Source organism: Allobosea sp. TAB14, assembly GCF_052113865.1.
In the GTDB taxonomy this organism is placed as follows: domain Bacteria; phylum Pseudomonadota; class Alphaproteobacteria; order Rhizobiales; family Beijerinckiaceae; genus Allobosea; species Allobosea spartocytisi.
In genome coordinates, this window is the sequence record NZ_JBFRDQ010000005.1 from 52,973 (window position 1) to 74,671 (window position 21,699).

The following is a 21,699-nucleotide window of genomic DNA, read 5'->3' on the forward strand; positions in this document are numbered from 1 at the left end:
GGGTGAAAGGTTCCCGCTGGAAAATCGGGAGCCACGGTCACGAAACGCGCGTCATCCCGGACGAAGCGAAGCGGAGATCCGGGATCCACGCCTGAACCTTGATCGGAAAGGCTCCGGCATGAATCCCGGATCGGCGCCGCCAAAGGCGGCACGCCCGGGATGACGCGTCGTGTTCCCGCCCCATAGGCGTCGGACGGCCGACCGCTCAGGCCACCACCTTGCGGTAGAGATGCCAGGTCGCGTGGCCGAGAACCGGCATCACCACGATGAGGCCGACCAGCACGGGCAGGCAGCCGAGCACCAGAAGCCCGGTGACGATCAGGCCCCAATACATCATCACGCGCGGATTGGCCTCGACCGCCGCGATCGAGGTGCGGACCGCCGTCGGCATGTCGACATGGCGGTCGATGATGAGCGGGAAGGCCACCACCGAGATCGAGAAGGCGAGGATGGCGAAGAGCAGGCCGACCGAATTGCCGACGATGATCATGATCCAGCCGTCGAAGGTGGTGAAGGTGGCGCGCAGGAAATCCGCCGTCGAGACATCGGCGGGCAGGCCGAGCTGGGCGCGGTAGATCAGCCAGGCGCAGGCGAGCCAGGCAAGGAAGAGCCCGGTCAGCAACACGCCGAGCARCACGATCTGCCCGATCGCCGGCGATTGCAGCACGTCGAAGGCATGGCGCCAGGACGAATCCTGCCCTTGCTCGCGGCGCCGGCTGATCTCGTAGAGACCGATCGCCGCGAAGGGGCCGAGCAGGGCGAAGCCGCCGAGCAGCGGGAAGAGCAGGGGGAAGATGTTGTAGGTGACGGTGAGCTGCGCGAGCAGCACGCCGGCGACCGGATAGATCAGCGCGACGAAGACGAGATGGCTCGGCTGCGCCTTGAAATCCTCCCAGCCGCGCCAGAGTGCATCGCGCAGATCCATCGTCGTGATGGTGTGGACATGTGGCTCCACCGCTCTGCCGAGGTGATGAACGGTGCCGTCAAGATTGGCCATGGCGTATCTCCCGGTTCCGGCCCGGTTTGCCAAAAAGCCGTCGACATGTTCCTTGGCGTCAACGGCCTTCAGGCGTCGAGCTTCCAATTCCCAGTTCACGGATAATACACGCCGAAGCGGGTTTTGTTGCAAGCCGTCGCGCGGATGTGACGTGAGGAAGGGTTCGGAGATGGTGACGGCCGCCGACGCCGCTGCTGCCCTTTCTCGACAGCGCCTTCTCGCCTAATGCTTCCCGCATGAGCGACACAGACGACAACGCCCCTTCCGAAACGCCTGTCGCCGAGCTGACGCTRCGGCGGGCGAAGCTCGAACACAAACGGCTCGCCGCCGAGGTGCAGGCGGCGAATGATGCCTATTTCCAGGAAGACCAGCCGATCATGGACGACGCCGCCTATGACGCGAAGCGTCGCCGGCTCGTGGCGCTGGAGGAGGCCTTTCCCGAGCTGAAGGAGAGCGGCGGCGTCAGCAGCAAGGTCGGCGCCAGGCCATCAGGCAAATTCGCCAAGATCCGGCATCGCGTGCCGATGCTCTCGCTCGACAATGCCTTCTCGGACGAGGCCGTCGCGGAGTTCGCCCAGCGCGTCTATCGCTTCCTCGGCCGCAAGGAAGAGGCGGGCGGCATCGCCTTCACCGCCGAGCCGAAGATCGACGGGCTCTCGCTCTCGCTGCGCTACGAGAAGGGCGAGCTGGTCGCGGCGGCGACGCGCGGCGACGGTGAGGAAGGCGAAGACGTCACCGTCAATGCACGCACCATTTCCGAAATTCCCGGGGCGCTCGCCGGGCCGGATGTGCCGGAGATCGCCGAGGTGCGTGGCGAGGTCTATCTCGGCCATGCCGATTTCGCGGGGATCAACGAGCGTCAGCGCGAGAAGGGGCTGCCCGAATTCGCCAATCCGCGCAACGCCGCCGCCGGCTCGCTGCGGCAACTGGATGTCAGCGTCACGGCCTCGCGACCCCTGCGCTTCTTCGCCTATGCCTGGGGCGAGATGCCGGTGCTGCCGGCGCCGACCCAGATGGGCGTGGTCGAGGCCTTCAAGCGCTGGGGCTTTCGCACCAACCCGCTGATGAAGCGCTGCGAGAGCGTCGCCGAGCTGGTCGCGCAGTACCGGCTGATCGAGAGCCAGCGCGCCACGCTCGGYTACGATATCGACGGGGTGGTTTACAAGGTCGACGATCTCGCCTTGCAGGCGCGCCTCGGCTTCGTCTCGCGGGCGCCGCGCTGGGCGATCGCGCATAAATTCCCGGCGGAGCTGGCGACCACGATCCTGGAGGCCATCGACATTCAGGTCGGTCGTACCGGCGCGCTCTCGCCGGTGGCGCGGCTGAAGCCGGTCACGGTCGGCGGCGTCGTGGTGACGAACGCGACGCTGCACAACGAGGACTACATCAAGGGCTTCGATTCCAAGGGGCTGCCGATCCGCGACGGCACCGATATCCGCATCGGCGACACGGTGACGGTGAAGCGGGCCGGCGACGTCATCCCACGCGTCGAGGCCGTGGATCTGTCGAAGCGGCCGGCGGATTCCAAGCCGTACGAGTTCCCGACGCTCTGCCCGGCCTGCGGCAGCCATGCCGTGCGCGAGCATAATCCGCGCTCATGCGCTCGACATCGACGGGCTCGGTGACAAGCAGATCGAGTTCTTCCACAGCGACCCCGATCTGCCGGTGAAGGAGCCGGCCGACATCTTCACGCTCGCCCGGCGCGACGAGGCCAATTTCAAGAAGCTCAAGGACAAGGAAGGTTTCGGCGCGGTCAGCGCGAAGAAGCTGTTCGAGGCGATCGAGGCAGCGCGGACGCCGCCGCTCAATCGCCTCCTGTTCGGGCTCGGTATCCGTCATGTCGGCGAGACCAATGCGCGGCTTCTGGCCCGCAACTACGGTTCCTTCGAGACCCTGCGCGAGACGCTTGCCGCCGCGGCCGATCCGGCCTCGCCGCAACGGCAGGAACTCGATGCCATCGACGGCGTTGGCCCGACCGTGGTCGAGGCGCTGCTGCAGTTCTTCGGCGAGCCGCACAATCAGGACCTGCTCGACCGCTTGCTGGAGCAGGTCCGGCCGCAGCCGCTGGAGGCTGTCGCCACGACGAGCCCGGTCGCCGGCAAGACGGTGGTCTTCACCGGCGCGCTGGAGCGGATGACGCGCGACGAGGCCAAGGCGATGGCGGAGCGACTCGGCGCGAAGGTGGCCGGCTCGGTGTCGTCGAAGACCGATCTGCTGGTCGCGGGGCCGGGCGCCGGCTCGAAGCTCAAGGACGCCGCCAAGCACGGCGTCGAGGTGATCGACGAAGCCGGCTGGTTCGAGCTGATCGGTGGAGGCGGCGGAGCCTGAGCCCGAAATCAATGACCGTAACGCGTCCCATCATGGTCGGGCTTGTCCCGACCATCCACGTCCTCGCTGGTCGAAGGTCGTGTTCAAGGCGTGGATGCTCGCCACAAGGGCGAGCATGACGGAGACTGGATCGCCCGCCGACTACTCAGCCGCCGCCGTGAAGATCGCCGGCGGCGGGGCGCCCGCTGCCCGCACCTGGCTCGGGGCCGAGCCGGTGATGCGCTTGAAGGCGCGGCTGAACGAGGCTTCCGATTCATAGCCGAGCCGCTGCGCCACCACGGCGATGCGCATCCTGTCCCGCGCCAGCCATTGCCGGGCCTGATGCATGCGGACCTGGGCGACATAGCGGGCCGGCGTCTCGCCCACCACGCTGGCGAAGCGCTCGGCGAAGCCGGAGCGCGAGGCGCCCATCAGTTCGGCGAGGCTTTCCACCGTCCAGTCCGCTTCAGGATGGGCATGGATCGCCGCCAGCACCCGGCCGATCTGCGGGCAGCGCGCCGCCGCGATCCAGCCCTTGTCCTCGCCGCAGCCGTTCTCGACCCAGCCGCGGATGATGGTGGCGGCGATGACGTCCGCGAGCCGGGCGAGGATGCCGCCGGCGCCGACGCGGTCCATGCAGACCTCGCGGCCCATCGCCTCGAGCAGATGCGGTATGCCTGGCTCGTTGGCGGCGAAATCATACATCCGCATCACGTCGGGCATCAGCCGCAGCAGCGGATGGTCGGCATCGACGTTGAAGGTCATGCTGCCGCTGAAGAGCAGCATGTGTTCGCTGCCGCTGCCGCCGCCCTCGAGTTCGGTGATATCGCCACAATGCTGCTTCACCGCGCAGTCGCAAGGCGGCGAGGGCGTCACAGCCGGCGCGCTCGCCAGCACATGCGCGCCGCCACGCGGGAGGAGCAAGGCGTCGCCGTCGCGCAGCTCCAACCAGTCGCCTGTCGGCATCTTCAGCCAGCAGCCGCGCTGGGCAATGAAGTAGAAGCGCGCGGCGCGGCAAGGCGGGAAGGCGATGGCCCAGGGCGAGGCCATCTGGCAGCGGCTGTAGTCGACGCCGTCGAGCCTGAGCCCGCGCAACATCTCGGTGAGATGGTCGGCAGAGTGCGATGCAACATATTTGGACGAAAGGTCATTCATTCCAGACAATATAGCATGGAAACTCCAGAGGGCCACGCCCATCTTCCGGCCTCCTCATGGAGACTCCCATGTCAGATTCCCTTTCCGTCACCGCGCTCGACCTCGATGAACCCATCGAGGATGTGCGCGGAAAACCGGCCTGGGCGGCGATCGTCTCGCTGACCTTCGGCGTCTTCGGCCTTGTCACGGCCGAGTTCCTGCCCGCCAGCCTGCTGACGCCGATGGCCGCCGACATCGGCGTCTCGGTCGGCGCCGCCGGGCAGGCCGTGACCGCCACCGCCGTGGTCGGCGCCATCGCCGGCCTTGCGGCGGCCATCGTGACGCGCGGCGTCGACCGGCGCATCGTGATCTGGTCGCTGACCGGCCTGCTGATCCTGTCGARCGCGCTCGCCGCCGTCGCAACCAATCTGCCGACGCTGCTCTTCGCCCGCGTCCTGCTCGGCATCGGGCTCGGTGCCTTCTGGTCGATGGTTGCGGCGACGGCGATGCGGCTCGTGCCGCCAAGCGCCTTGCCCAAGGCGATGTCGCTGATCTTCACCGGCGTTTCGATCGCGACCGTCAGTGCGGCGCCGATCGGCGCCTATGTCGGCAATCTCATGGGCTGGCGCGTCGTGTTCTGGCTCGCGGCGCTGGTCGGCGTCGCGACGCTGGTGATCCAGATGGCCGTGCTGCCCCGTCTGCCGGCTCGCGGTTCGCCCGATATCCGCACGCTGTTCCGCCTGCTCGGCCAGCCGAGCATCGCACTGGTGCTGGTGGGCATCGTCGTGGTGATTTCCGGGCATTTCGCCGGTTTCACCTATGTCCGCCCGTTCCTCGAACAGATTCCGAAGCTGTCGGTCGAGGCGATCTCGCTGGTGCTGCTGGCCTATGGCGTTGGTGGCTTCTTTGGGAACTTCCTCGGCGGGGCGATCACCGCCCGCAGCGCCAAGGCTTCGGTGATCTTCGGCGCGCTGTTGATCGCGCTGATGGGTGGAAGCCTTCTGTTCGCCGGCACGTCGCCGATTGCCTCGGCCGTCGCCGTCGGTCTCTGGGGCTTCGCTTTCGGCGCACTGCCGGTCGGCTTCCAGACCTGGCTGGTCCGCGTCGCGCCGGAGGAGGAAGCCGAATCGGCCGGCGGCCTGCTCGTCGCCGCCTTCCAGGTCGCGATCGCGAGCGGCGCGGTCTTCGGCGGGCTTCTGGTCGATGGCTTCGGGACGCTGGGCGTCATCGCCTATGCCACGATAGCGACCTTGGTCGGCGGGCTCGGCGTGCTGCTGCTCGGTGCCAAGAGTCCCGAGCGGGTCGGGGGCAAAGCCGCCGCCCACGCCATCTGAGGCTCTGTCTCGCGGCAACGAAACAGATCGGGCGCGTGATGTGCCCGATCACTTTTCTTCAAGACAGCGGCGCAGCGGGAGGGTTTATGCTGGCGCCATGGAAGCAGTCACACAGGGCGAGACACTCTGCCTCGAACCGCTCGTCGCCGGCGAGCGGGCGAAGCTGTTTCCGGCCGAGCGTTTCGGCGGGCTGGATTGTCTCGCGGCGACCTTCCGCCGCCATGCCTATGCGCCGCACCAGCATGAAAGCTATGTGATCGGCACCATCGAGGCCGGCTGCGAGACCTTCCGTGTGCGTGGCGCGCGGTACTATGCGCGGCCGGGGCTGATCACCTTCGTCAATCCGCTGGAAACCCATGACGGCGAGCCCTATGGGCCTGGCTACAGCTATCGCATGACCTATCCCGAGACCGGGTTGATGCGCGAGGTCGCGGCTTCGCTCAGCGGCCGTGAGACGACCGGGACGCCGTTCTTTCCGGAGCCTCTCGTCGAGGATGCGGAAGGCGCTGCGCTCTTCGCCGTCGCGCATCGCGCGATCGAGGATGGCAAGGACCTGCTGGCGGGCGAGGAGATGCTGCTGCGTTTCTATGCGCATTGCCTGGCCCATCATGCCGATCTGACGGTTCGGGCCGTCGGTGCGGAGGAGGGGCCTGTCGCCAAGGCGCGCGAATTGTTCGAGGCGCGCTACGAGGAAGATCTGTCGCTGGCCGATCTGGCGCGCCTGACCGGCCTGCCGCGCCATCACCTGATCCGCGCTTTCCGGCGGGAAACCGGGCTCACCCCTCACGCCTATCTCGTCGATGTCCGTGTCAGGCGTGCGCGCGAGCGGCTGCGGCGCGGCGAGATGCCGGGCGATGTCGCAGCGGCGACCGGCTTCTGCGACCAGCCACATCTGACGCGTGCCTTCAAGGCCCGCTTCGGCGTCACGCCCGGGGCCTTCCGGGCGGCGCATGCCGGCTGAAGCCGGCTCTTCGAAAGAAAACCTCCATGTCCACGATGCGCGACGATATCAGGCGCGGCCTGAGCGATATCTGGCCGGCCGCGGTGGCAGCAGCGCCGATCGGCCTGCTCTTCGGGGCGGTGGCGGCGAGCAARGGGCTGTCGCCGTTCGAAGTCTTCCTGATGAGCATCATGGTCTTCGCCGGTGGCGCGCAATTCGCCGCGATCGAGCTCTGGGCGAACCCGGCGCCGGTCGCCGCGCTGGTCTTCTCGACGCTGCTGATCAATGCCCGCCATGTGCTGATGGGCGCTTCGCTCGCGCCCAAGCTGCAGGGCTTCAGCCGCGGGCAGAAATTCCTCGGGCTCTACTACATGGCCGATGAGAATTGGGCGCTGGCCGAGAAGCGTGCTCGCACCCATCGCCTGACGCCGGCCTATTGGTTCGCGATGGTCATCCCCTTCGTTTCGGGTTGGCTGATCAACTCGACGCTCGGCGCGATGATCGGGGCAGTGCTGGGCGATCCCAAGCGGCTCGGCGCCGATTTCGCCTTCACGGCGCTGTTCATCGCCCTCGTCGCCGCCTTCTGGAAGGGGCGGGTGACCTTCTGGACGGTGACCGCCGCCGGCATCGCTTCGGCCGTCACCTATCGGTTGGCTGGCCCGCCCTGGCATGTCGCTGCGGGGGCGGTCTTTGGCCTGCTGGCGGCCTGGCTCGCTGCGGGCAGCGAGCCTCGGGTACGGAATGTGGCGATCGAGGAGGCCGAGGCGTGAGTGTCGATCCGATCAATCTCCTCGCCTTCCTCGGCATGGCGATCGTGACCTATGCGACCCGGGTGGCGGGGCTTGCGCTCGTCGGGCGGCTCAACCTCTCGCCGCGCGCGCAGGCGGCCTTCGATGCGATCCCGCCCGCCGTGCTGATCGCGGTGATCGCGCCCAGCGCGCTTGCCACCGGCTGGGCCGAGACGGCGGCGGCGGCGATCACGGCGCTGGCCGCGACGCGGCTGCCGCTGCTCGGAGTGGTGGCTGTTGGCGTGGTTGCGGTGGTCGGATTCCGCATGGTGATCTGATCCACCGCCGTCATGCTCGGGCTTGACCCGAGCATCTCAGGACCCGCTTCGTCATTCCGGGCGACCGAAGGGAGACCCGGAATCCATCATAGGGTGCTGAGCACTCCGATGGCTTCCGGATCGGCGCCGCTTCGCGGCTTGTCCGGAATGACGCTCTGCCGGTTTGGAGATTCTCGGGTCGAAGCTGTGCTTCGCCCGAGAATGACGGAGCCGATTACAACGGCCGGCAGGCCGCCTCCAGCCATTCCTTCGCCTCGCCTGCGACCAGCGGCGAAAGCTTTTCCCAGACCTTGGCGTGGTAGTCGTCGATCCAGGCGATCTCGCCGTTGTCGAGCATGTTCTTCTCAATCAGCGCCCGCTCATAGGGGCACCAGGTGATCGTCTCGAAGCCGTAGATTGTGCGCTCGGCGCCGGGGATATGGCGCTCCTCGACGACGATCAGGTTCTCGATGCGGATGCCGTAATGGCCTTCCTTATAGTAGCCGGGCTCGTTGGAGAGGATCATGCCCGGCTCCAGCGGCGTGGTGCCGAGCTTGGAGAGGCGCTGTGGTCCCYCATGCACCGAGAGATAGCTGCCCACGCCATGGCCGGTGCCATGGTCGAAATCGAAGCCGCCCTGCCAGAGCGGCAGCCGCGCGAAGGCGTCGAGCTGCGCACCCGAAGTGCCCTTGACGAAGACCAGCCGGGAAATCGCGACATGGCCCTTGAGCACGCGGGTATAGCGGTCGCGCATCTCGGCGGTGGGCTCGCCGACGGCGATGGTGCGGGTGATGTCGGTGGTGCCGTCTTCATATTGGCCGCCGGAATCGACCAGGAAGATGCCGGGCTCGATGCGCCGGTTGCTGGATGCCGTGACGCGATAATGCGGCAGTGCCGCATTGGGGCCGGCGCCGGCGATGGTGGTGAAGGAGACGTCCTTGAGCAGGCCGGTTTTCAGCCGCTCGTTTTCCAGCGCCGCGACTGCGTCGATCTCGGTGAGGCTGCCCTTCGGCGCCTCACGCGCCAGCCAGGACAGGTAGTTCGTCATCACCGCGCCGTCGCGCAGATGGGCGGCGCGGCTGCCGGCGAGTTCCGCCGCGTTCTTGCGGGCCTTCATCARGGCGATSGGGTCGGCGCCGGCATCGGGCGTGCCGCCGGCCTCGCGGATGAGCGTCGCCAGCGCCGAGGCGGCGGTCGAAGCATCGAGCCTGACCTTGGCCTTGGCGGCGCCGAGCTTCTGCAACTGCCGCTCGAGTTCGGCCGGCGGCGCGATCTCGCCGACCGCGCCGATGGCATCGCCGGCCTCGTTGGTGATCTTTTCGGGCGCGAGGAAGACGGTCGGGCGGCCTTCGCGCGGCACGATGGCGTAACCTAGCGGTAAAGGCGTGTGCTCGACATCGCCGCCGCGGATGTTGAAGGTCCAGGCCAGCGCATGCGGGTCTGAGACGACGAGCGCATCGACCTTGGCCTCGGCCAGCGCCTTCTGGATGCGGGCGAGCTTGGAAGCCGTGTCCTCGCCGGCATAATCGGCGCGATGCGCCTTGACGGGGGCGGCCGGCGGGGCAGGGCGGTCGCTCCAGAGCGCGTCGATCGGGTTTCTCGCGACGGGAACGAGCGTGCCGCCGGCGGCCGCGACGGCCTTTTCCAGCTTCGCGACGCCATCGGTGGTGTGAAGCCAGGGATCGTAGCCGAGCTTGCCCCCAGCCGGCAGGTTCTGCTCGATCCAGCGCTCCAGCGGTGTCTCTTCCATGCGGACGGGCGTGACGACCTCGGTATCGGTCTGCTCGGCCGACTGGATGGTGTAGCGCCCGTCGACGATCAGCGCCGCCTTCTCGGCCAGCACCACGGCATTGCCGGCGGAGCCGGTGAAACCGGTCAGCCAGGCGAGGCGGGCCATATGGCCCGGCACATATTCGCCCTGGTGCTCGTCGGCGCGCGGCACGATGAAGCCATCGAGGCCTTGCGCGGCCAGGGCCAGCCGCAGCGCGGCGACACGGCCGGCGACCTGCGCCGGGTCGCTCGGCTCGGTGAAGGACTGGAAGCGGCAGGTCGGGATGATCGATTCGGTCATGGCGGGGTCCGGCATAGCGTGCGCCATCGTCGCGCTCCATCGGCGAAAGCACCAGTGCAAATGCGTCGGCGTGGCGATGCCTCTTCCGTAGGACCGCGCTGCCTCGCCGATCCGCATTGTGCCATTTCGTTATGCAATCTACGCAAATATTAACGAGATCGGACTTGTTGCATGCGTTTTGTGCATATCTCGCATATGCGAACACATCTTCTCGCAAGTGCGAAATGAGCCCATTTTAGTCGCATAAGAGAACGAGGAAGCGACCGGGACTGTCCTTCGTTTTTCGGAGATGGACCCATGACCTACGTGTTGAACAATGCCGACGTATTGCCCGTGCCCGTGGTGGCCGGGACGACGACGCGCTCGGAAAAGCCCGGCCTGCTGCGCCGGCTCCACGCCGCGATGATCGAAAGCCGCATGCGCTCGGCGGCTCGCGAGCTGCGGGCCCGCAATCTTCTCATCGATGAGGCGGGGATCGTGCTCGGCGGCATTCCGTTCGCGAGCCTGTCCAACGACGGGTCGCTGCCTTTCAATCGCTGAATCTTCGGCGCGCCTTGGGGTTTGCGCCGCAACCGAACGGAGCCACAGCATGATCGCCCTCATCAGGCATGTTGCCGAACAGATCGCCGATGCGGCGAAGTTCGCCGTCGCCGTCTGGCATGACGCCCGCAGCCTGCAGGCTGAGGCCGAGGCCAAATACGGCCGTATCGACTTCTGAGATCGACGCTGACGACCGCGCGCCGCCGGGCTCCTGAAGCCCGTGGCGCCGGAGGTCAGGCAGGGCGGCGGGGCCTCGGGGCTGCGCCGCCTTTTTTCATGGTCAGCGTCGCCCAGCCTTCGCGCAGCGATTGGCTGACGAGGTAGATGCCCTGGTGCCGGTAGGCCGAGGCCACGCCGGCGACATCCATCGCGAGCAGCCCCGACAGGATGAGCGTCCCGTCCGGTGACAGGGCCCGGGCGATCGAGGGGGCGAGGCGCTTCAGCGGCCAGGCGAGGATGTTGGCGAAGATCAGGTCGAAATGGCCTGTGCGGTTCGCCTTGGCATGGCGCAGGCCCGGCGCGACATAGAGATCGAGCGCGTGCGGCGCGTGGTTGAGGCGGGCGTTATGGGCGGAGACCTCGACCGCGATCGCGTCGATGTCGCCGGCAACGACCTTGCGCTTGATCTGCTTGGCGAGCGCCAGCGCCAGGATGCCCGTGCCGGTGCCGACATCGAGCCCGTGGCGCGGGCGGCGCTTCTTCAACTCGGCATCCAGAGCCAGCAGGCAGCCGGCGGTGGTGCCGTGATGGCCGGTGCCGAAGGCGAGTGCCGCCTCGATCTCGATCGATACGTCGTTGATGCGCACGACATCCCGATCATGCGCGCCATGGACGAGGACGCGGCCGGCGCGCACGGGCTTCAGCCCGTCGAGGCTGTTGGCCACCCAGTCCTGCGTATTCACGGTGCTGAACGGGGTCTCGTCGACGAGATCGCCGACGATCGGCCTGAGCAGGTCGCGCACCGCCGCTTCGTCCGGATGGCTGGCGAAATAGATCTCGACCTTCCACGGCGCGTTCAGCGAAAGCGTGGTGACGCCTTCCTCGATCTCGAAGGCCGAGATCGCGGTCTCGGTCGGATCGAAGATCTCGCCGAGCAATTCGGTCAGAGCCCGGGCCTTCTCGCCCGAGGTGGAGAGTTCGAAGACGGTCGCGACCGTCGCTGGCAGAAGGCCTTCGCGCATGCGGTGGCATTAGCAGGGGGCGGCGGGGTTGTCATGCGGGGTAGCGCCGCGGGCGGCGTGAAGAGCGCGCGCTCAAGAATAAGTTCGGATAGCGCGGGGAACCCTCTCCCGGAGGGAGAGGGCAGGGTGAGGGGTAGGCCGTTGAGGTTTGCCGAAACTCACCGCAGCCGTGGTGAGGGCGCGCCGGACTGGTCCAGGGGCCTACACCTCACCCCTACCCCTCTCCTTACAGGAGAGAGGATCCCGCGCCTTTTCATGAAATGCCTCAATCAGCCGTGCTGTGCGTTCAGCCCGGCGAAGACCTGCGCGAAACTGCCGGTCGCCTCGGCATAGCGCAGAGGCTTGCAGCGTTCGACGATGACTTCGCCGGCCGCTGGCTGCGTTTCGAGGATCGTCATCATCTCGCTGGTGAAATCGGCGAGCGGCATCGCGGCGGGGTCGACCGCCTGCTGTGCGCCCATCAGTTCGGTCTGCACATAGGGCGGTGCGATCTCGATGACCTCGACCGACGTGTGCTTGAGCTGCTCGCGCAGGCCGATCGACCAGGAATGGATCGCGGCCTTGGTCGCGCTATAGGTCGGGGTCACCGCCAGCGGCACGAAGGCGAGGCCGGACGAAACAGTCAGGATGGTGGCGCGCGGTTGCTTCAGGAAATGCGGCAGCAGCGCCGTCGTCAGCCGGATCGGGCCAAGCAGGTTGGTCGCGATCGTCTCTTCGGCGATGGCGAGATTGTCGGCGGCCGGTACGTTCTCCGGCTTCATGATGCCGGCATTGTTGAGGACGGCATTGAGCTTGGGAAATCGCTCGACGACTTGCCGGGCGAAGGCCTCGATATCGGCCTTGTCCTGGATGTCGAGCAGCATCGAGGCCATGCCGGGCTTCGCGGCGGTGACCTCATCGAGCACGCCTTCGCGACGCCCGGCAATGATGATCTGATTGCCCCTGGCGTGAAGGGCCTCGGCCAGCGCGCGGCCGATGCCCGAGCCGCCGCCGGTGATCAGGATGGTGTTTCCGGAGATGTTCATCGCAAAGCCCTCTGAATGGTTGCGCTTCACGAGGTGGCATCGGTACTCTTCAAAAGAAAGAAGGCGCCAGAAAGTGCCATACGCACTAAAAGGAGAGTGTGGGATGCAGGCGATCCGAAGCGCCATGGGCGCGATGCACGCCCGAAGCAACGCGCTGCCGCCGGTGAGCCCGGCGGTGGAGTCGCTGGTGCGCCAGGTGATCGCGCAGGTGGCGGACAAATGGACCATGCTGGTGCTGGAGGCGCTCGAGGAGCACGGCACGCTGCGCTTCACCGAGATCGGGCGCATGGTCGGCGGCATCAGCCAGAAGATGCTGACCAAGACGCTGCGCGAGATGGAACGGGACGGGCTCGTCATCCGCACCGTCCATCCGGTGATCCCGCCCCATGTCGATTACACGCTGACCGAGCTGGGGCGAGAGCTCAGCGCCGCCTTCTGCGGCGTCTGGGTCTGGGCCGAGACGTATTATGCCGAGGTTTCGGCGGCGCGGAAGGCTTTTCGCGAGCGGGAGGGCGGGGCGTAAGGCCCTCGCCTCGGCGCTGCCGGATCGCCGGGGACTTCACGCGGCGGTCTTGCCTTGCCTGCGCAGGGAGATGATCTGGACGGTCAATCCGATAACGAGTGCGGCGAGAATGCTGCCCTGCGCGCCGAGAAGGAGCGGGGATTTCAGGTCGGTGACGAATGGGTGGCCGTCCGGGACGCGACGCAGGATTTCGGTCACGGTCGGCAGCATGAGCAGGAAGGCCGTCAGGCTGAGAGCGATTGTTTCGACGTATGTCGCGACCCGTCCGGAGATCGGTAAGCGGCCGACGCTATAGCCAACGATGAGCAGTACGAGCGTGACTGCGCCGACGCCGTAACTGACGGGCTGATGCGCGACGAGGAAAACCGTCGCTGCGCCGATCAGCATCGCAACAAAATATACCGCGCCCGCTTTCGAGCGCGGCACGATCCGGCCATGGACCGTGAACATGTAAGCCGCCGCCGGAATGGCCGGCAGGCTGCCCAGCGTATGCACCCAGCCGAGAGATGAAATGCCGAACATGGAGTGCCCTTTTCATGGGGAGGTGAGGTTGCTCGTGCGTCAGAACGCGATGGCGACGGGGAATGGAAAGTCATGTCTATCTACTAATCGGTAGGCTTCAGCGCGCGGCCTTGCGCCGCCCGGGGCGGTTGGCTTCAGTGTCGTGTTGTGAGGCGCTCCAACAGCGGGTGTGTGATGACGCCGAATATTTTGGGGTCACCATAGGCGCGGGCCGAGAGCATCGCGCCGTGCACGCTGGCCATGAAGGCTTCCGCCTCGGCCTTGCTCGTGCCTGCGAAACGCAGGCTGCCCTGCTTGGCACCGCGTTCGAGAACCGAGGTCAACCAGGCGGACAGAGCCCGGAAATGGGCGCGCACCTCGACGACGATCTCCTGCGGAAGCACYGGGATTTGGCTCGCGAGGAGCGCGCAGAGGCAGAATGGAGCGCTCGCATCGGCGATGCAGGCCTCCCAATAGCCCGTATAGGCGCGCAATTGCTGGGCTGGGTCAGGGAGTTGGCGTTCGAGAGCGGCAATCCCAGCCTCCGCCTCTTCCCGGTATCGTGCGACGAGCGTGCGGACGAGGTCGGATTTGCTGGGGAAGTGGTGGTGAATGCTCGCATTGCGAATGCCGACTACCTTCGCGATGTCGGCATAGCTGAACCCGTTATATCCGCCCTCGATCAGCAGGGAGCGGGCACAACGCAGGATTTCGTCGGATGTCGTTCCCGAAGCGGCCATGCGGTTTTCTACCTACTAGTAAGTAGATCGTCAAGGCGGCGTCGCTCCCGGGCGGGGAGGAATCACCCCGCCTTCTGCACGAATGAGTCCAGCACCATCTTCCGCCCGGCCTTGTCGAAATCGACGGTGAGCTTGTTGCCATCGACGCTGGCGACGGAGCCGGGGCCGAACTTGACGTGGAAGACGCGGGCGCCCTCGCCATAGGCGGATTCGCCGGATGATTTCGCCGTCAGCTCGCCCTCGATCAGCAGTGGGCCGCGCTGGCGCGACGAGCCGCCGAAGCCGCCTGAGCCAAAGCCGCGACCGCTTTCCGAGAAGCCGCTGCCGCCGCCGCTGTTCTTCGCTCGGTTCTCCTGCGCGCGCTGCCAGCCCGGCGTGTTGTAGCTGGAGCCGAAGCTCTCCATCCGGTCGAAGCGCGAGGCGCCGTAGCCGCCCTGCGAATAGCTGGTCGGGGCCTGCTCGACCTCGACATGCTCCTCCGGCAATTCGTCGATGAAGCGGGAGGGCAGGCTGGTCTGCCAGAGGCCGTGGATGCGGCGGTTCGAGGCGAAATAGAGCTTCAGCTTCTTGCGGGCGCGGGTGAGGCCGACATGGGCGAGGCGGCGCTCCTCTTCCAGCCCGGCGCGGCCGCTCTCGTCGAGCGCGCGCTGGTTCGGGAACAGCCCTTCCTCCCAGCCGGGCAGGAAGACCGTGTCGAATTCCAGACCCTTGGCGGCGTGCAGCGTCATGATCGAGACGCGGGCCTCGGCCTCGCCGTCCCCGACATCCATCACCAGCGAGACGTGTTCGAGGAAGGCCGGCAGGTCGGGGAATTCGTCGAGCGAGCGGACGAGTTCCTTGAGGTTTTCCAGCCGCCCGGCGGCATCGGCCGAGCGATCCTTCTTCCACATCTCGGTGTAGCCGGACTCTTCCAGCACGAGCTCGGCGAGCTCGCCCTGCGGTATATGCTCGGCGCGGGCCGACCAGCGGCCGAAGGCATCGACCAGCTCGCGCAAAGCGGTGCGGGCCTTGGGCTTCAGTTCGTCGCTCTCGACCGCGGCGCGGGCCGACTGCATCAGCGAGAAGCCGGTGGCGCGGGCATGGTTGTGCAGGAGCTGGACGGTGGCGTCGCCGAGGCCGCGCTTGGGCACGTTGACGATGCGCTCGAAAGCGAGGTCGTCGGTCGGTGAGACCACGCAGCGCAGATAGGCCAGCGCGTCACGGATTTCGGCGCGCTCGTAGAAGCGCGGGCCGCCGATGACGCGGTAGGGCACGCCGGCCTGGACGAAGCGCTCCTCGATCTCGCGCATCTGGGCGGAGATGCGCACGAGTACCGCGACCTCGGCGAGGTTGTGCTTCTTCGATTGCATCGCCTCGATCTCATCGGAGATCAGGCGGGCCTCCTCCTGGCTGTCCCAGGCGCCGGTGATGGTGACCTTCTCGCCGAGCGCGTCCTCGGTGCGCAAGGTCTTGCCGAGGCGGCCTTCGTTGCGGGCGATCAGCTTGGAGGCGGTGGCGAGGATATGGCCGGTCGAGCGATAGTTGCGCTCCAGCCGGATCACGGTCGCGCCGGGAAAATCGTGCTCGAAGCGTAGGATGTTGTCGACCTCGGCCCCGCGCCAGCCATAGATCGACTGGTCGTCGTCGCCGACGCAGCAGATGTTGCGGCGGCCCTGGGCCAGCAGGCGCAGCCAGAGATACTGTGCCGTGTTGGTGTCCTGGTACTCGTCGACGAGGATGTAGCGGAAGCGGTCGTGATAGGTCTGGAGCACGTCCGGATAGTCGCGGAACAGCGTCAGGCAGTGTAGCAAGAGGTCGCCGAAATCGACGGCGTTCAGCGCCTTCAGCCGCTCCTGATAGGCGGCATAGAGCTTGCCGCCCTTGCCGTTGGCGAAGACGGCGGCCTCGCCGGCGGGAACGTCCTTGGGGGAGAGSCCGCGGTTCTTCCAGCTRTCGATGAAGCCCGCCAGCATSCGGCCGGGCCAGCGYTTCTCGTCGATGCCCTCGGCCTGGATCACCTGCTTCATCAGGCGGATCTGGTCGTCGGTGTCGAGGATGGTGAAGTCGCTGCGCAGGTCGAGCAATTCGGCATGGCGGCGCAGCAGCTTGGCCGAGATCGAGTGGAAGGTGCCGAGCCAGGGCATACCCTCGGCGACCGGGCCGACGAGATGGGCGACACGCTCCTTCATCTCGCGCGCCGCCTTGTTGGTGAAGGTGACGGCGAGGATCTGGGAAGGATAGGCGCGGCTGGTCGAGATCAGATGGCCGATACGGGTGGTGAGCACGCGGGTCTTGCCGGTGCCGGCGCCGGCCAGCACCAGGACCGGGCCGTCCGTTGCCTCGACCGCCTGGCGCTGCTCCGGGTTCAGCCCTGCGAGATAGCCGGCCGCCGGCTGTGCCGCGGCGCGCGCGGCCAGCCCGCCGGGGCGGGGCAGGGGAGCGGAAAAGGCGTCAGTATCGGACAAGGGTGTGCGCTGCTCGTGCGTGATTCGTTCTCCGGCGAATATAGGGCGTCGCTGTCAGGATTGCGCCCTGCCGGAGCGATCATTTTATATCCCGTTCCACAGGGAGGTGGCAGCAATGACCGGACAGGGCGGAGCGGAACGCTGGGAGGTCAGCAATCAGGTGCCGGTGCTGGCTGGTTACGATGCCTTCGCCGCCGATCCGGTGCTGCCCGGCATCGTCTCGGCCTTCGGGGCCGATTGGGCGCGAGACCGGCTTCATGAGGCGGGACGCACGGTCGGCTCTGCCCGTGTGCAGGAACTGGCTTATCTCGCCAATCGCTACTCCCCGGAACTCCGGGCCTTCGACCGCTTCGGCAATCGCGTCGACGAGATCGCCTTCCACCCGGCCTGGCACGAATTGATGGGGCTCGCGATCGGGCAGGAGGCCCATGCGCTCGCCTGGAACCGGCCGGAGCCTGGCGCGCAGGTGGCTCGCGCCGCCTTGCAATATCTCTGGTACGGCGCCGAGAGCGGGGTCTGCTGCCCGATCAGCATGACCTATGCGGCCGTGCCGGTGTTGAAACAGGACCATCTGCTTTGGGAGCAGTGGGGCTCTCTCGTCACCTCCGACCGCTACGATCCGCGGCAGGGGCCGGCGCATCTGAAGACGGGCGCGACTGTCGGCACGGCGATGACGGAGACGCAAGGCGGCTCGGATCTGCGGCAGACGCAGACGGTGGCCGAGGACAATCGCGACGGCACATGGTCGCTGCATGGCCGGAAGTGGTTCTTCTCGGTGCCGCATTCCGACGTCTTCCTGACATTGGCGCGGACGGGCGAGGGCATCTCCTGCTTCGTCGTGCCGGGCTGGTTGCCCGACGGATCGCGCAACGGCGCCGCGATCCAGCGCTTGAAGGACAAGGTCGGCAACCGCTCCAACGCTTCTTCCGAGGTCGAGTTCAGGGGCGCGATCGGCCATCTCATCGGCGAGCCGGGTCGGGGCATCCGCACGGGCCTGTCGATGAACCACAATTCGCGGCTCGACATCGCGGCGGCGTCGTCCGGGCTGATGCGGATGGCGGTCTCGCTGGCGGCGCATCACGCGCAGCATCGCCGCGCCTTCCAGAAGGCGTTGATCGACCAGCCGATCATGCAGAACGTGCTCGCCGACATTGCCATCGAGGCGGAAGCCGCGGCTTGGCTCGCCTTCCGGCTGTTCGCGGCGCTTGACCGGCAAGATGAGTCCCCGAGCGAGCGGCTGCTCGCGCGGGTCGGCGCGCCGATCGCGAAATACTGGATCACGCGGCGGGCGCCCGCGGTCGTCACCGAGGCGCTGGAATGCCATGGCGGCAACGGCTTCATCGAGGAGAACCCGATGGCGCGGCTCTACAGGGAGGCGCCGCTCAACGCGATCTGGGAGGGCTCGGGCAATGTCATCTGCCTGGACGTGCTGCGTTCGCTGGCGCGCGAGGAGGGCGCTGTCGATGTATTGCGGGCGGAGCTGATGGCGGCTGCGGGCGCGAACCGGCGCTACGATGCGGCGCTGAAACGGCTGGAGGGCGAGTTGCCGGAGATGATGCGCAACGAGGGGCAGGCGCGGCGATTGACCGAGAAGCTGGCGTTGATGCTGCAGGGCTCGTTGCTGTTGGCATGACGCATGTGTCTCAAGCTGCTTCCGGCTCGAACGTCATCGCCTCGCCATTGATGCAGTAGCGCAGGCCGGTCGGGGGCGGGCCGTCCGGGAAAACGTGGCCGAGATGGCCGCCGCAATTGGCGCAGTGGACCTCGACCCGGTGCATGCCGTGGCTGTGATCCTCGCTGGCGCCGACCGCACCTTCCAGCGGTTGGTCGAAGCTCGGCCAGCCGGTGCCACTCTCGAATTTCTTGCCCGATTTGAACAGCTTCTGGCCGCAGCCGGCGCAGGAGAAGGTGCCGGCGCGCTTCTCGTAGTTGAGCGCGCAGGAACCTGCCCGCTCGGTGCCGTGGCCGCGCAGGATGCGATACTGCTCGGGTGTCAGGCGCGCACGCCATTCGGCATCGCTGAGCTGAAAGGGGAAAGTTTCGGCCTGCTTCTTCTCGGCGCCGAACATGCTCGTCAGACCCATGATGATCTCCTTCTCGGCGGATGGCTCGCGATGCCATCGGCTCGGTCCGGCCCAATATGGCTTTTCGGCCGCCGATTTTCAGCCCCCTCGGCGCTGGACCCTGCTTCACGATAGCGGCAGCGCGGGCCCCGTCACCGGACCGTCATGCGACTCCTCTAGTCGGCTCGCCACCTTGAAAGGGGAGGCGGGAACCAGTGACGCAATCGGCACGGACGGTTCGGCGGACGACAACGCTGGGCCTCAGCACAGCGGTCCAGCGCAGCAAACGGCTCTCCAAGGCGGGCCTGCTGGAATGGATGTTCACCCGCGCCTTCTCGGGGCTCGTCTATCCGCAGATATGGGAAGACCCTGTCGTCGACATGGCGGCGCTTGCGCTCAAGGCGGACGACCATGTCGTCGCGATCGCGTCCGGCTCCTGCAACGTCCTGTCCTATCTGACCGCGGCGCCGATCCGCGTCAGCGCGGTCGATCTCAACGGTGCCCATATCGCGCTGGGGCGGCTGAAGCTCGCGGCGCTGGGGCGCATGACGGATTACTCGACCTTCCGCCGCTTCTTCGGCGCGGCCGACCGCCGCGAGAATGTCGCCTTCTACGATGGCGAGATCGCGCCGCATCTCGACGCTGTCTCGCGCGGCTACTGGGAGGGGCGCGGCCTCGGCGGGCGCCGCCGGATCAACCTCTTCGCCAAGGGCTTCTACCGCTACGGGCTGCTCGGCCGCTTCATCGGCACCGGCCATCTGCTGGCGCGATTGCTCGGCGGCAATCCCCGCGCGATGTTGGCCGCGCGCGATCTCGCTGAGCAGCGGCAGCTTTACGACCGCCATCTCGCGCCGATGTTCGAGCGCAGGCTGGTGCGCTGGCTGGTGCGCCAGCCGGCCTCGCTCTACGGCCTCGGCATTCCGCCGGCGCAGTACAAGGCGCTCGCGGCCGATGGCGAGGACGGCATCCTCGGCGCGCTGCGGCTCAGGCTCGAGCGCCTCGCCTGCGGTTTCGACCTGAAGGACAATTATTTCGCGCAGCAGGCCTTCGGGCGCCGCTATGGCGAAAGCGCGGATGTGACGCTGCCACCCTATCTCCAGCCGCAGAATTTCGAGACCGTGAAGGCCCGGGCCGGTGCGGTCGGCTATCGCCAGAGCGCGATCACGGCCTTCCTGGAAGACCAGCCGGCGAAGAGCTGCGACGCCTATGTGCTGCTCGATGCGCAGGACTGGATGAACGATGCCGACCTCACGGCGCTGTGGTCGCAGATCACGCGCACGGCCAAGCCGGGCGCAAGGGTGATCTTCCGGACCGCGGCCGATGAGCGATTGCTGCCGGGCCGCGTGCCGGCCGCGATCCTCGACCAATGGCGCTATGACGAGGCCCGCAGCCGCGATCTCTGTCGCCAGGACCGCTCCGCTATCTATGGCGGCTTCCATCTCTACACCCTGCCAGGGCAGGTGGCGTGAGCGCGGTCGGGGAGACGGGCTCGGCCGCTGGGCTGATGGACCAGATCTACCGGCATCAACGTCACTTCTACGACGCCAGCCGCAAATTCTACCTGCTTGGCCGCGACCAGCTGATCGAGGGGCTCGCGCCCCCGGCCGATGCGTCGATCCTGGAGATCGGCTGCGGCACCGGGCGCAACCTGATCAAGATCGCCCGGCGCTATCCGGACTGTGAGTGCTATGGGCTCGACGTCTCCGCCGAGATGCTGGCGACGGCCCGGGCTTCCGTCGCGCGCGCCGGGCTCACCGGCCGGATCAGGCTGGCGCAGGCCGACGCGACCGATTTCGACCCGCAGGCGCTGTTCGGGCGGCCGGGCTTCGACCGCATCGTCATTTCCTATGCGTTGTCGATGATCCCGCCCTGGCAGCCGGTGGTGGCGGAGGCGCTGCGGCGGCTCGCTCCGGGCGGTTCGCTGCATGTCGTCGATTTCGGCGACCAGGCCGGTTTGCCGAGCGCGTTCAAGAACGTGCTGTCGCGCTGGCTCGCGCTGTTCCATGTCGCGCCGCGGGAGGACCTGCCAGCGGTGATGCGCGAGCTGGCGCAAGCGGCCGGGGCCGATTGCCGGGTGAGCGCGCCCTATCGCGGCTATGCGGTGCATGCGGTTGCGGAAATGCAGCGCGGCTAGGGCATTTCGCGTCTGGCCGGACCAGCGTCATTGGGAGGAGCGAAGCGACGAAGCGATCCAGGGGCTGGGCCGAGCCGTTCCACCCAATCCCCCGGGATTGCTGCGCTGCGCGCGCAATGACGAGGGTTCTTGGCGGCTGGCTTCGCGACCCGCTATCGTCCCTGGAATGGAAAGCGCCGATCCCCGACGGCCCGAGAGCCGGTTCGATACATTCCGAGACCGGCTGCGCCAGCTCTATCACGGCCGCTCGCCGACCGCGCTGCGCTTCCGGCTTGCGGTGACGATCGTCGATCTCCTGATCATCGCTTTCTTTATCGCGACGCCGGTCCTGCGGGACGCCTCGACGTTCCTCTGGATCGACTATTCGGTCGCCGTCATCGTGGCTCTGGAAATCGCCGCGCGGTTCCTGGCGTCCTCGAACATGCCGAGGCTCCTGCGCCAGCCGGCGGTCATTCTCGACCTGTTCATTCTGGTGACGCTGCTGGCACCCCAGTGGCTGGAGAATTTCGGCTTTCTGCGCATCCTGCGGCTGTGGTCGCTTTCACAGAAGGGGGTCATCTGGGCGCAATTGCGCAGGACTCCCTACCGCGACTGGGAGAACGTCGCCCGCGCGCTGATCAACATCCTGACCTTTCTCTTCGTGGTCACGGGCTTCGTCTTCACCTTCTTCTTCCGCGAAGCCGGCGGCCTGGCGGGCTATGTCGATGCGCTCTACTTTAC

Annotated in this window: 19 protein-coding genes and 2 pseudogenes; 12 read left to right on the plus strand and 9 right to left on the minus strand. The window is 67.0% G+C overall.

The window, feature by feature from the left end:
- Window positions 1-205: 205 nt before the first annotated feature.
- The gene (locus AB4Y99_RS01640; protein WP_038358853.1) at window positions 206-997 is read right to left on the minus strand and encodes a DUF2189 domain-containing protein; all 792 of its coding nucleotides are present in this window, start codon (window positions 995-997) and stop codon (window positions 206-208) included.
- A 236-nt stretch (window positions 998-1,233) separates the two neighbouring features.
- On the opposite strand from AB4Y99_RS01640, the pseudogene ligA reads away from it, so the two are divergent.
- Window positions 1,234-3,325 (plus strand): annotated as a pseudogene (gene ligA, locus AB4Y99_RS01645) (NAD-dependent DNA ligase LigA).
- 141 nt (window positions 3,326-3,466) lie between these two features.
- Here the strand turns inward: ligA and AB4Y99_RS01650 are convergent.
- Window positions 3,467-4,459, minus strand: a complete 993-nt coding sequence (locus AB4Y99_RS01650; protein ID WP_112763975.1) for an AraC family transcriptional regulator — start codon at window positions 4,457-4,459, stop codon at window positions 3,467-3,469.
- 68 nt (window positions 4,460-4,527) lie between these two features.
- Here AB4Y99_RS01650 and AB4Y99_RS01655 point away from each other — a divergent pair, with 68 nt between their 5' ends.
- The 4 genes from AB4Y99_RS01655 (at window position 4,528) to AB4Y99_RS01670 (ending at window position 7,778) form a co-directional block, all read left to right on the plus strand.
- Entirely contained in the window at window positions 4,528-5,772 is a 1,245-nt protein-coding gene (locus tag AB4Y99_RS01655; protein WP_441522147.1) for an MFS transporter, read from the plus strand.
- Window positions 5,773-5,869: 97 nt separating this feature from the next.
- The gene (locus AB4Y99_RS01660) at window positions 5,870-6,733 is read left to right on the plus strand and encodes an AraC family transcriptional regulator (protein ID WP_166652988.1); all 864 of its coding nucleotides are present in this window, start codon (window positions 5,870-5,872) and stop codon (window positions 6,731-6,733) included.
- A gap of 26 nt (window positions 6,734-6,759) precedes the next feature.
- The gene (locus AB4Y99_RS01665; RefSeq protein ID WP_441522148.1) at window positions 6,760-7,482 is read left to right on the plus strand and encodes an AzlC family ABC transporter permease; all 723 of its coding nucleotides are present in this window, start codon (window positions 6,760-6,762) and stop codon (window positions 7,480-7,482) included.
- Complete coding sequence (locus AB4Y99_RS01670; protein WP_038358841.1) at window positions 7,479-7,778, plus strand: AzlD family protein; 300 nt, start codon at window positions 7,479-7,481, stop codon at window positions 7,776-7,778. Before AB4Y99_RS01665 ends, AB4Y99_RS01670 begins: the two co-directional genes overlap by 4 nt.
- Before the next feature lie 214 nt (window positions 7,779-7,992).
- Here AB4Y99_RS01670 and AB4Y99_RS01675 read toward each other — a convergent pair whose 3' ends face one another.
- Window positions 7,993-9,828: an aminopeptidase P family protein gene (locus AB4Y99_RS01675; protein ID WP_441522149.1), complete on the minus strand. Its 1,836-nt coding sequence runs from the start codon at window positions 9,826-9,828 to the stop codon at window positions 7,993-7,995.
- 309 nt (window positions 9,829-10,137) lie between these two features.
- Between AB4Y99_RS01675 and AB4Y99_RS01680 the strand changes: the two genes are divergently transcribed.
- Together AB4Y99_RS01680 and AB4Y99_RS01685 are read left to right on the plus strand one after the other, a co-directional pair.
- The gene (locus AB4Y99_RS01680) at window positions 10,138-10,368 is read left to right on the plus strand and encodes a hypothetical protein (protein WP_441522150.1); all 231 of its coding nucleotides are present in this window, start codon (window positions 10,138-10,140) and stop codon (window positions 10,366-10,368) included.
- A gap of 49 nt (window positions 10,369-10,417) precedes the next feature.
- Complete coding sequence (locus AB4Y99_RS01685) at window positions 10,418-10,546, plus strand: hypothetical protein (RefSeq protein ID WP_260368406.1); 129 nt, start codon at window positions 10,418-10,420, stop codon at window positions 10,544-10,546.
- Window positions 10,547-10,601: 55 nt separating this feature from the next.
- Here the strand turns inward: AB4Y99_RS01685 and AB4Y99_RS01690 are convergent, their stop codons facing one another.
- Both AB4Y99_RS01690 and AB4Y99_RS01695 read right to left on the minus strand, forming a co-directional pair.
- A complete protein-coding gene (locus AB4Y99_RS01690) occupies window positions 10,602-11,549 on the minus strand; it encodes a 50S ribosomal protein L11 methyltransferase (protein ID WP_113252468.1) in 948 nt (315 codons plus the stop codon).
- Between the two features lie 269 nt (window positions 11,550-11,818).
- Complete coding sequence (locus AB4Y99_RS01695) at window positions 11,819-12,574, minus strand: SDR family oxidoreductase (protein WP_441522151.1); 756 nt, start codon at window positions 12,572-12,574, stop codon at window positions 11,819-11,821.
- A 124-nt stretch (window positions 12,575-12,698) separates the two neighbouring features.
- Between AB4Y99_RS01695 and AB4Y99_RS01700 the strand changes: the two genes are divergently transcribed.
- Complete coding sequence (locus AB4Y99_RS01700) at window positions 12,699-13,097, plus strand: winged helix-turn-helix transcriptional regulator (RefSeq protein WP_441522156.1); 399 nt, start codon at window positions 12,699-12,701, stop codon at window positions 13,095-13,097.
- A gap of 36 nt (window positions 13,098-13,133) precedes the next feature.
- Here AB4Y99_RS01700 and AB4Y99_RS01705 read toward each other — a convergent pair whose 3' ends face one another.
- The 3 genes from AB4Y99_RS01705 to AB4Y99_RS01715 all read right to left on the minus strand — a co-directional run bounded on the left by AB4Y99_RS01705 (window position 13,134) and on the right by AB4Y99_RS01715 (window position 16,782).
- On the minus strand, window positions 13,134-13,619 hold the full coding sequence (locus tag AB4Y99_RS01705) for a hypothetical protein (protein WP_191123963.1): 486 nt from the start codon (window positions 13,617-13,619) through the stop codon (window positions 13,134-13,136).
- A gap of 134 nt (window positions 13,620-13,753) precedes the next feature.
- Window positions 13,754-14,338, minus strand: a complete 585-nt coding sequence (locus AB4Y99_RS01710; RefSeq protein ID WP_112763983.1) for a TetR/AcrR family transcriptional regulator — start codon at window positions 14,336-14,338, stop codon at window positions 13,754-13,756.
- Between the two features lie 62 nt (window positions 14,339-14,400).
- On the minus strand, window positions 14,401-16,782 hold the full coding sequence (locus AB4Y99_RS01715) for an ATP-dependent helicase (protein ID WP_441522152.1): 2,382 nt from the start codon (window positions 16,780-16,782) through the stop codon (window positions 14,401-14,403).
- 115 nt (window positions 16,783-16,897) lie between these two features.
- On the opposite strand from AB4Y99_RS01715, the gene AB4Y99_RS01720 reads away from it, so the two are divergent.
- Window positions 16,898-18,415, plus strand: a complete 1,518-nt coding sequence (locus AB4Y99_RS01720) for an acyl-CoA dehydrogenase family protein (protein WP_441522153.1) — start codon at window positions 16,898-16,900, stop codon at window positions 18,413-18,415.
- Between the two features lie 10 nt (window positions 18,416-18,425).
- Here the strand turns inward: AB4Y99_RS01720 and msrB are convergent, their stop codons facing one another.
- Complete coding sequence (gene msrB / locus AB4Y99_RS01725) at window positions 18,426-18,866, minus strand: peptide-methionine (R)-S-oxide reductase MsrB (protein ID WP_112763987.1); 441 nt, start codon at window positions 18,864-18,866, stop codon at window positions 18,426-18,428.
- Between the two features lie 194 nt (window positions 18,867-19,060).
- Here msrB and AB4Y99_RS01730 point away from each other — a divergent pair, with 194 nt between their 5' ends.
- The 3 genes and pseudogenes from AB4Y99_RS01730 to AB4Y99_RS01740 form a co-directional block, all read left to right on the plus strand.
- Window positions 19,061-20,314 (plus strand): BtaA family protein, encoded by a 1,254-nt coding sequence (locus tag AB4Y99_RS01730; RefSeq protein ID WP_441522154.1) that lies wholly within the window; start codon window positions 19,061-19,063, stop codon window positions 20,312-20,314.
- 35 nt (window positions 20,315-20,349) lie between these two features.
- Window positions 20,350-20,979: a class I SAM-dependent methyltransferase gene (locus AB4Y99_RS01735; protein ID WP_441522157.1), complete on the plus strand. Its 630-nt coding sequence runs from the start codon at window positions 20,350-20,352 to the stop codon at window positions 20,977-20,979.
- Between the two features lie 166 nt (window positions 20,980-21,145).
- Window positions 21,146-21,699 (plus strand): annotated as a pseudogene (locus AB4Y99_RS01740) (ion transporter); the annotation flags it as partial.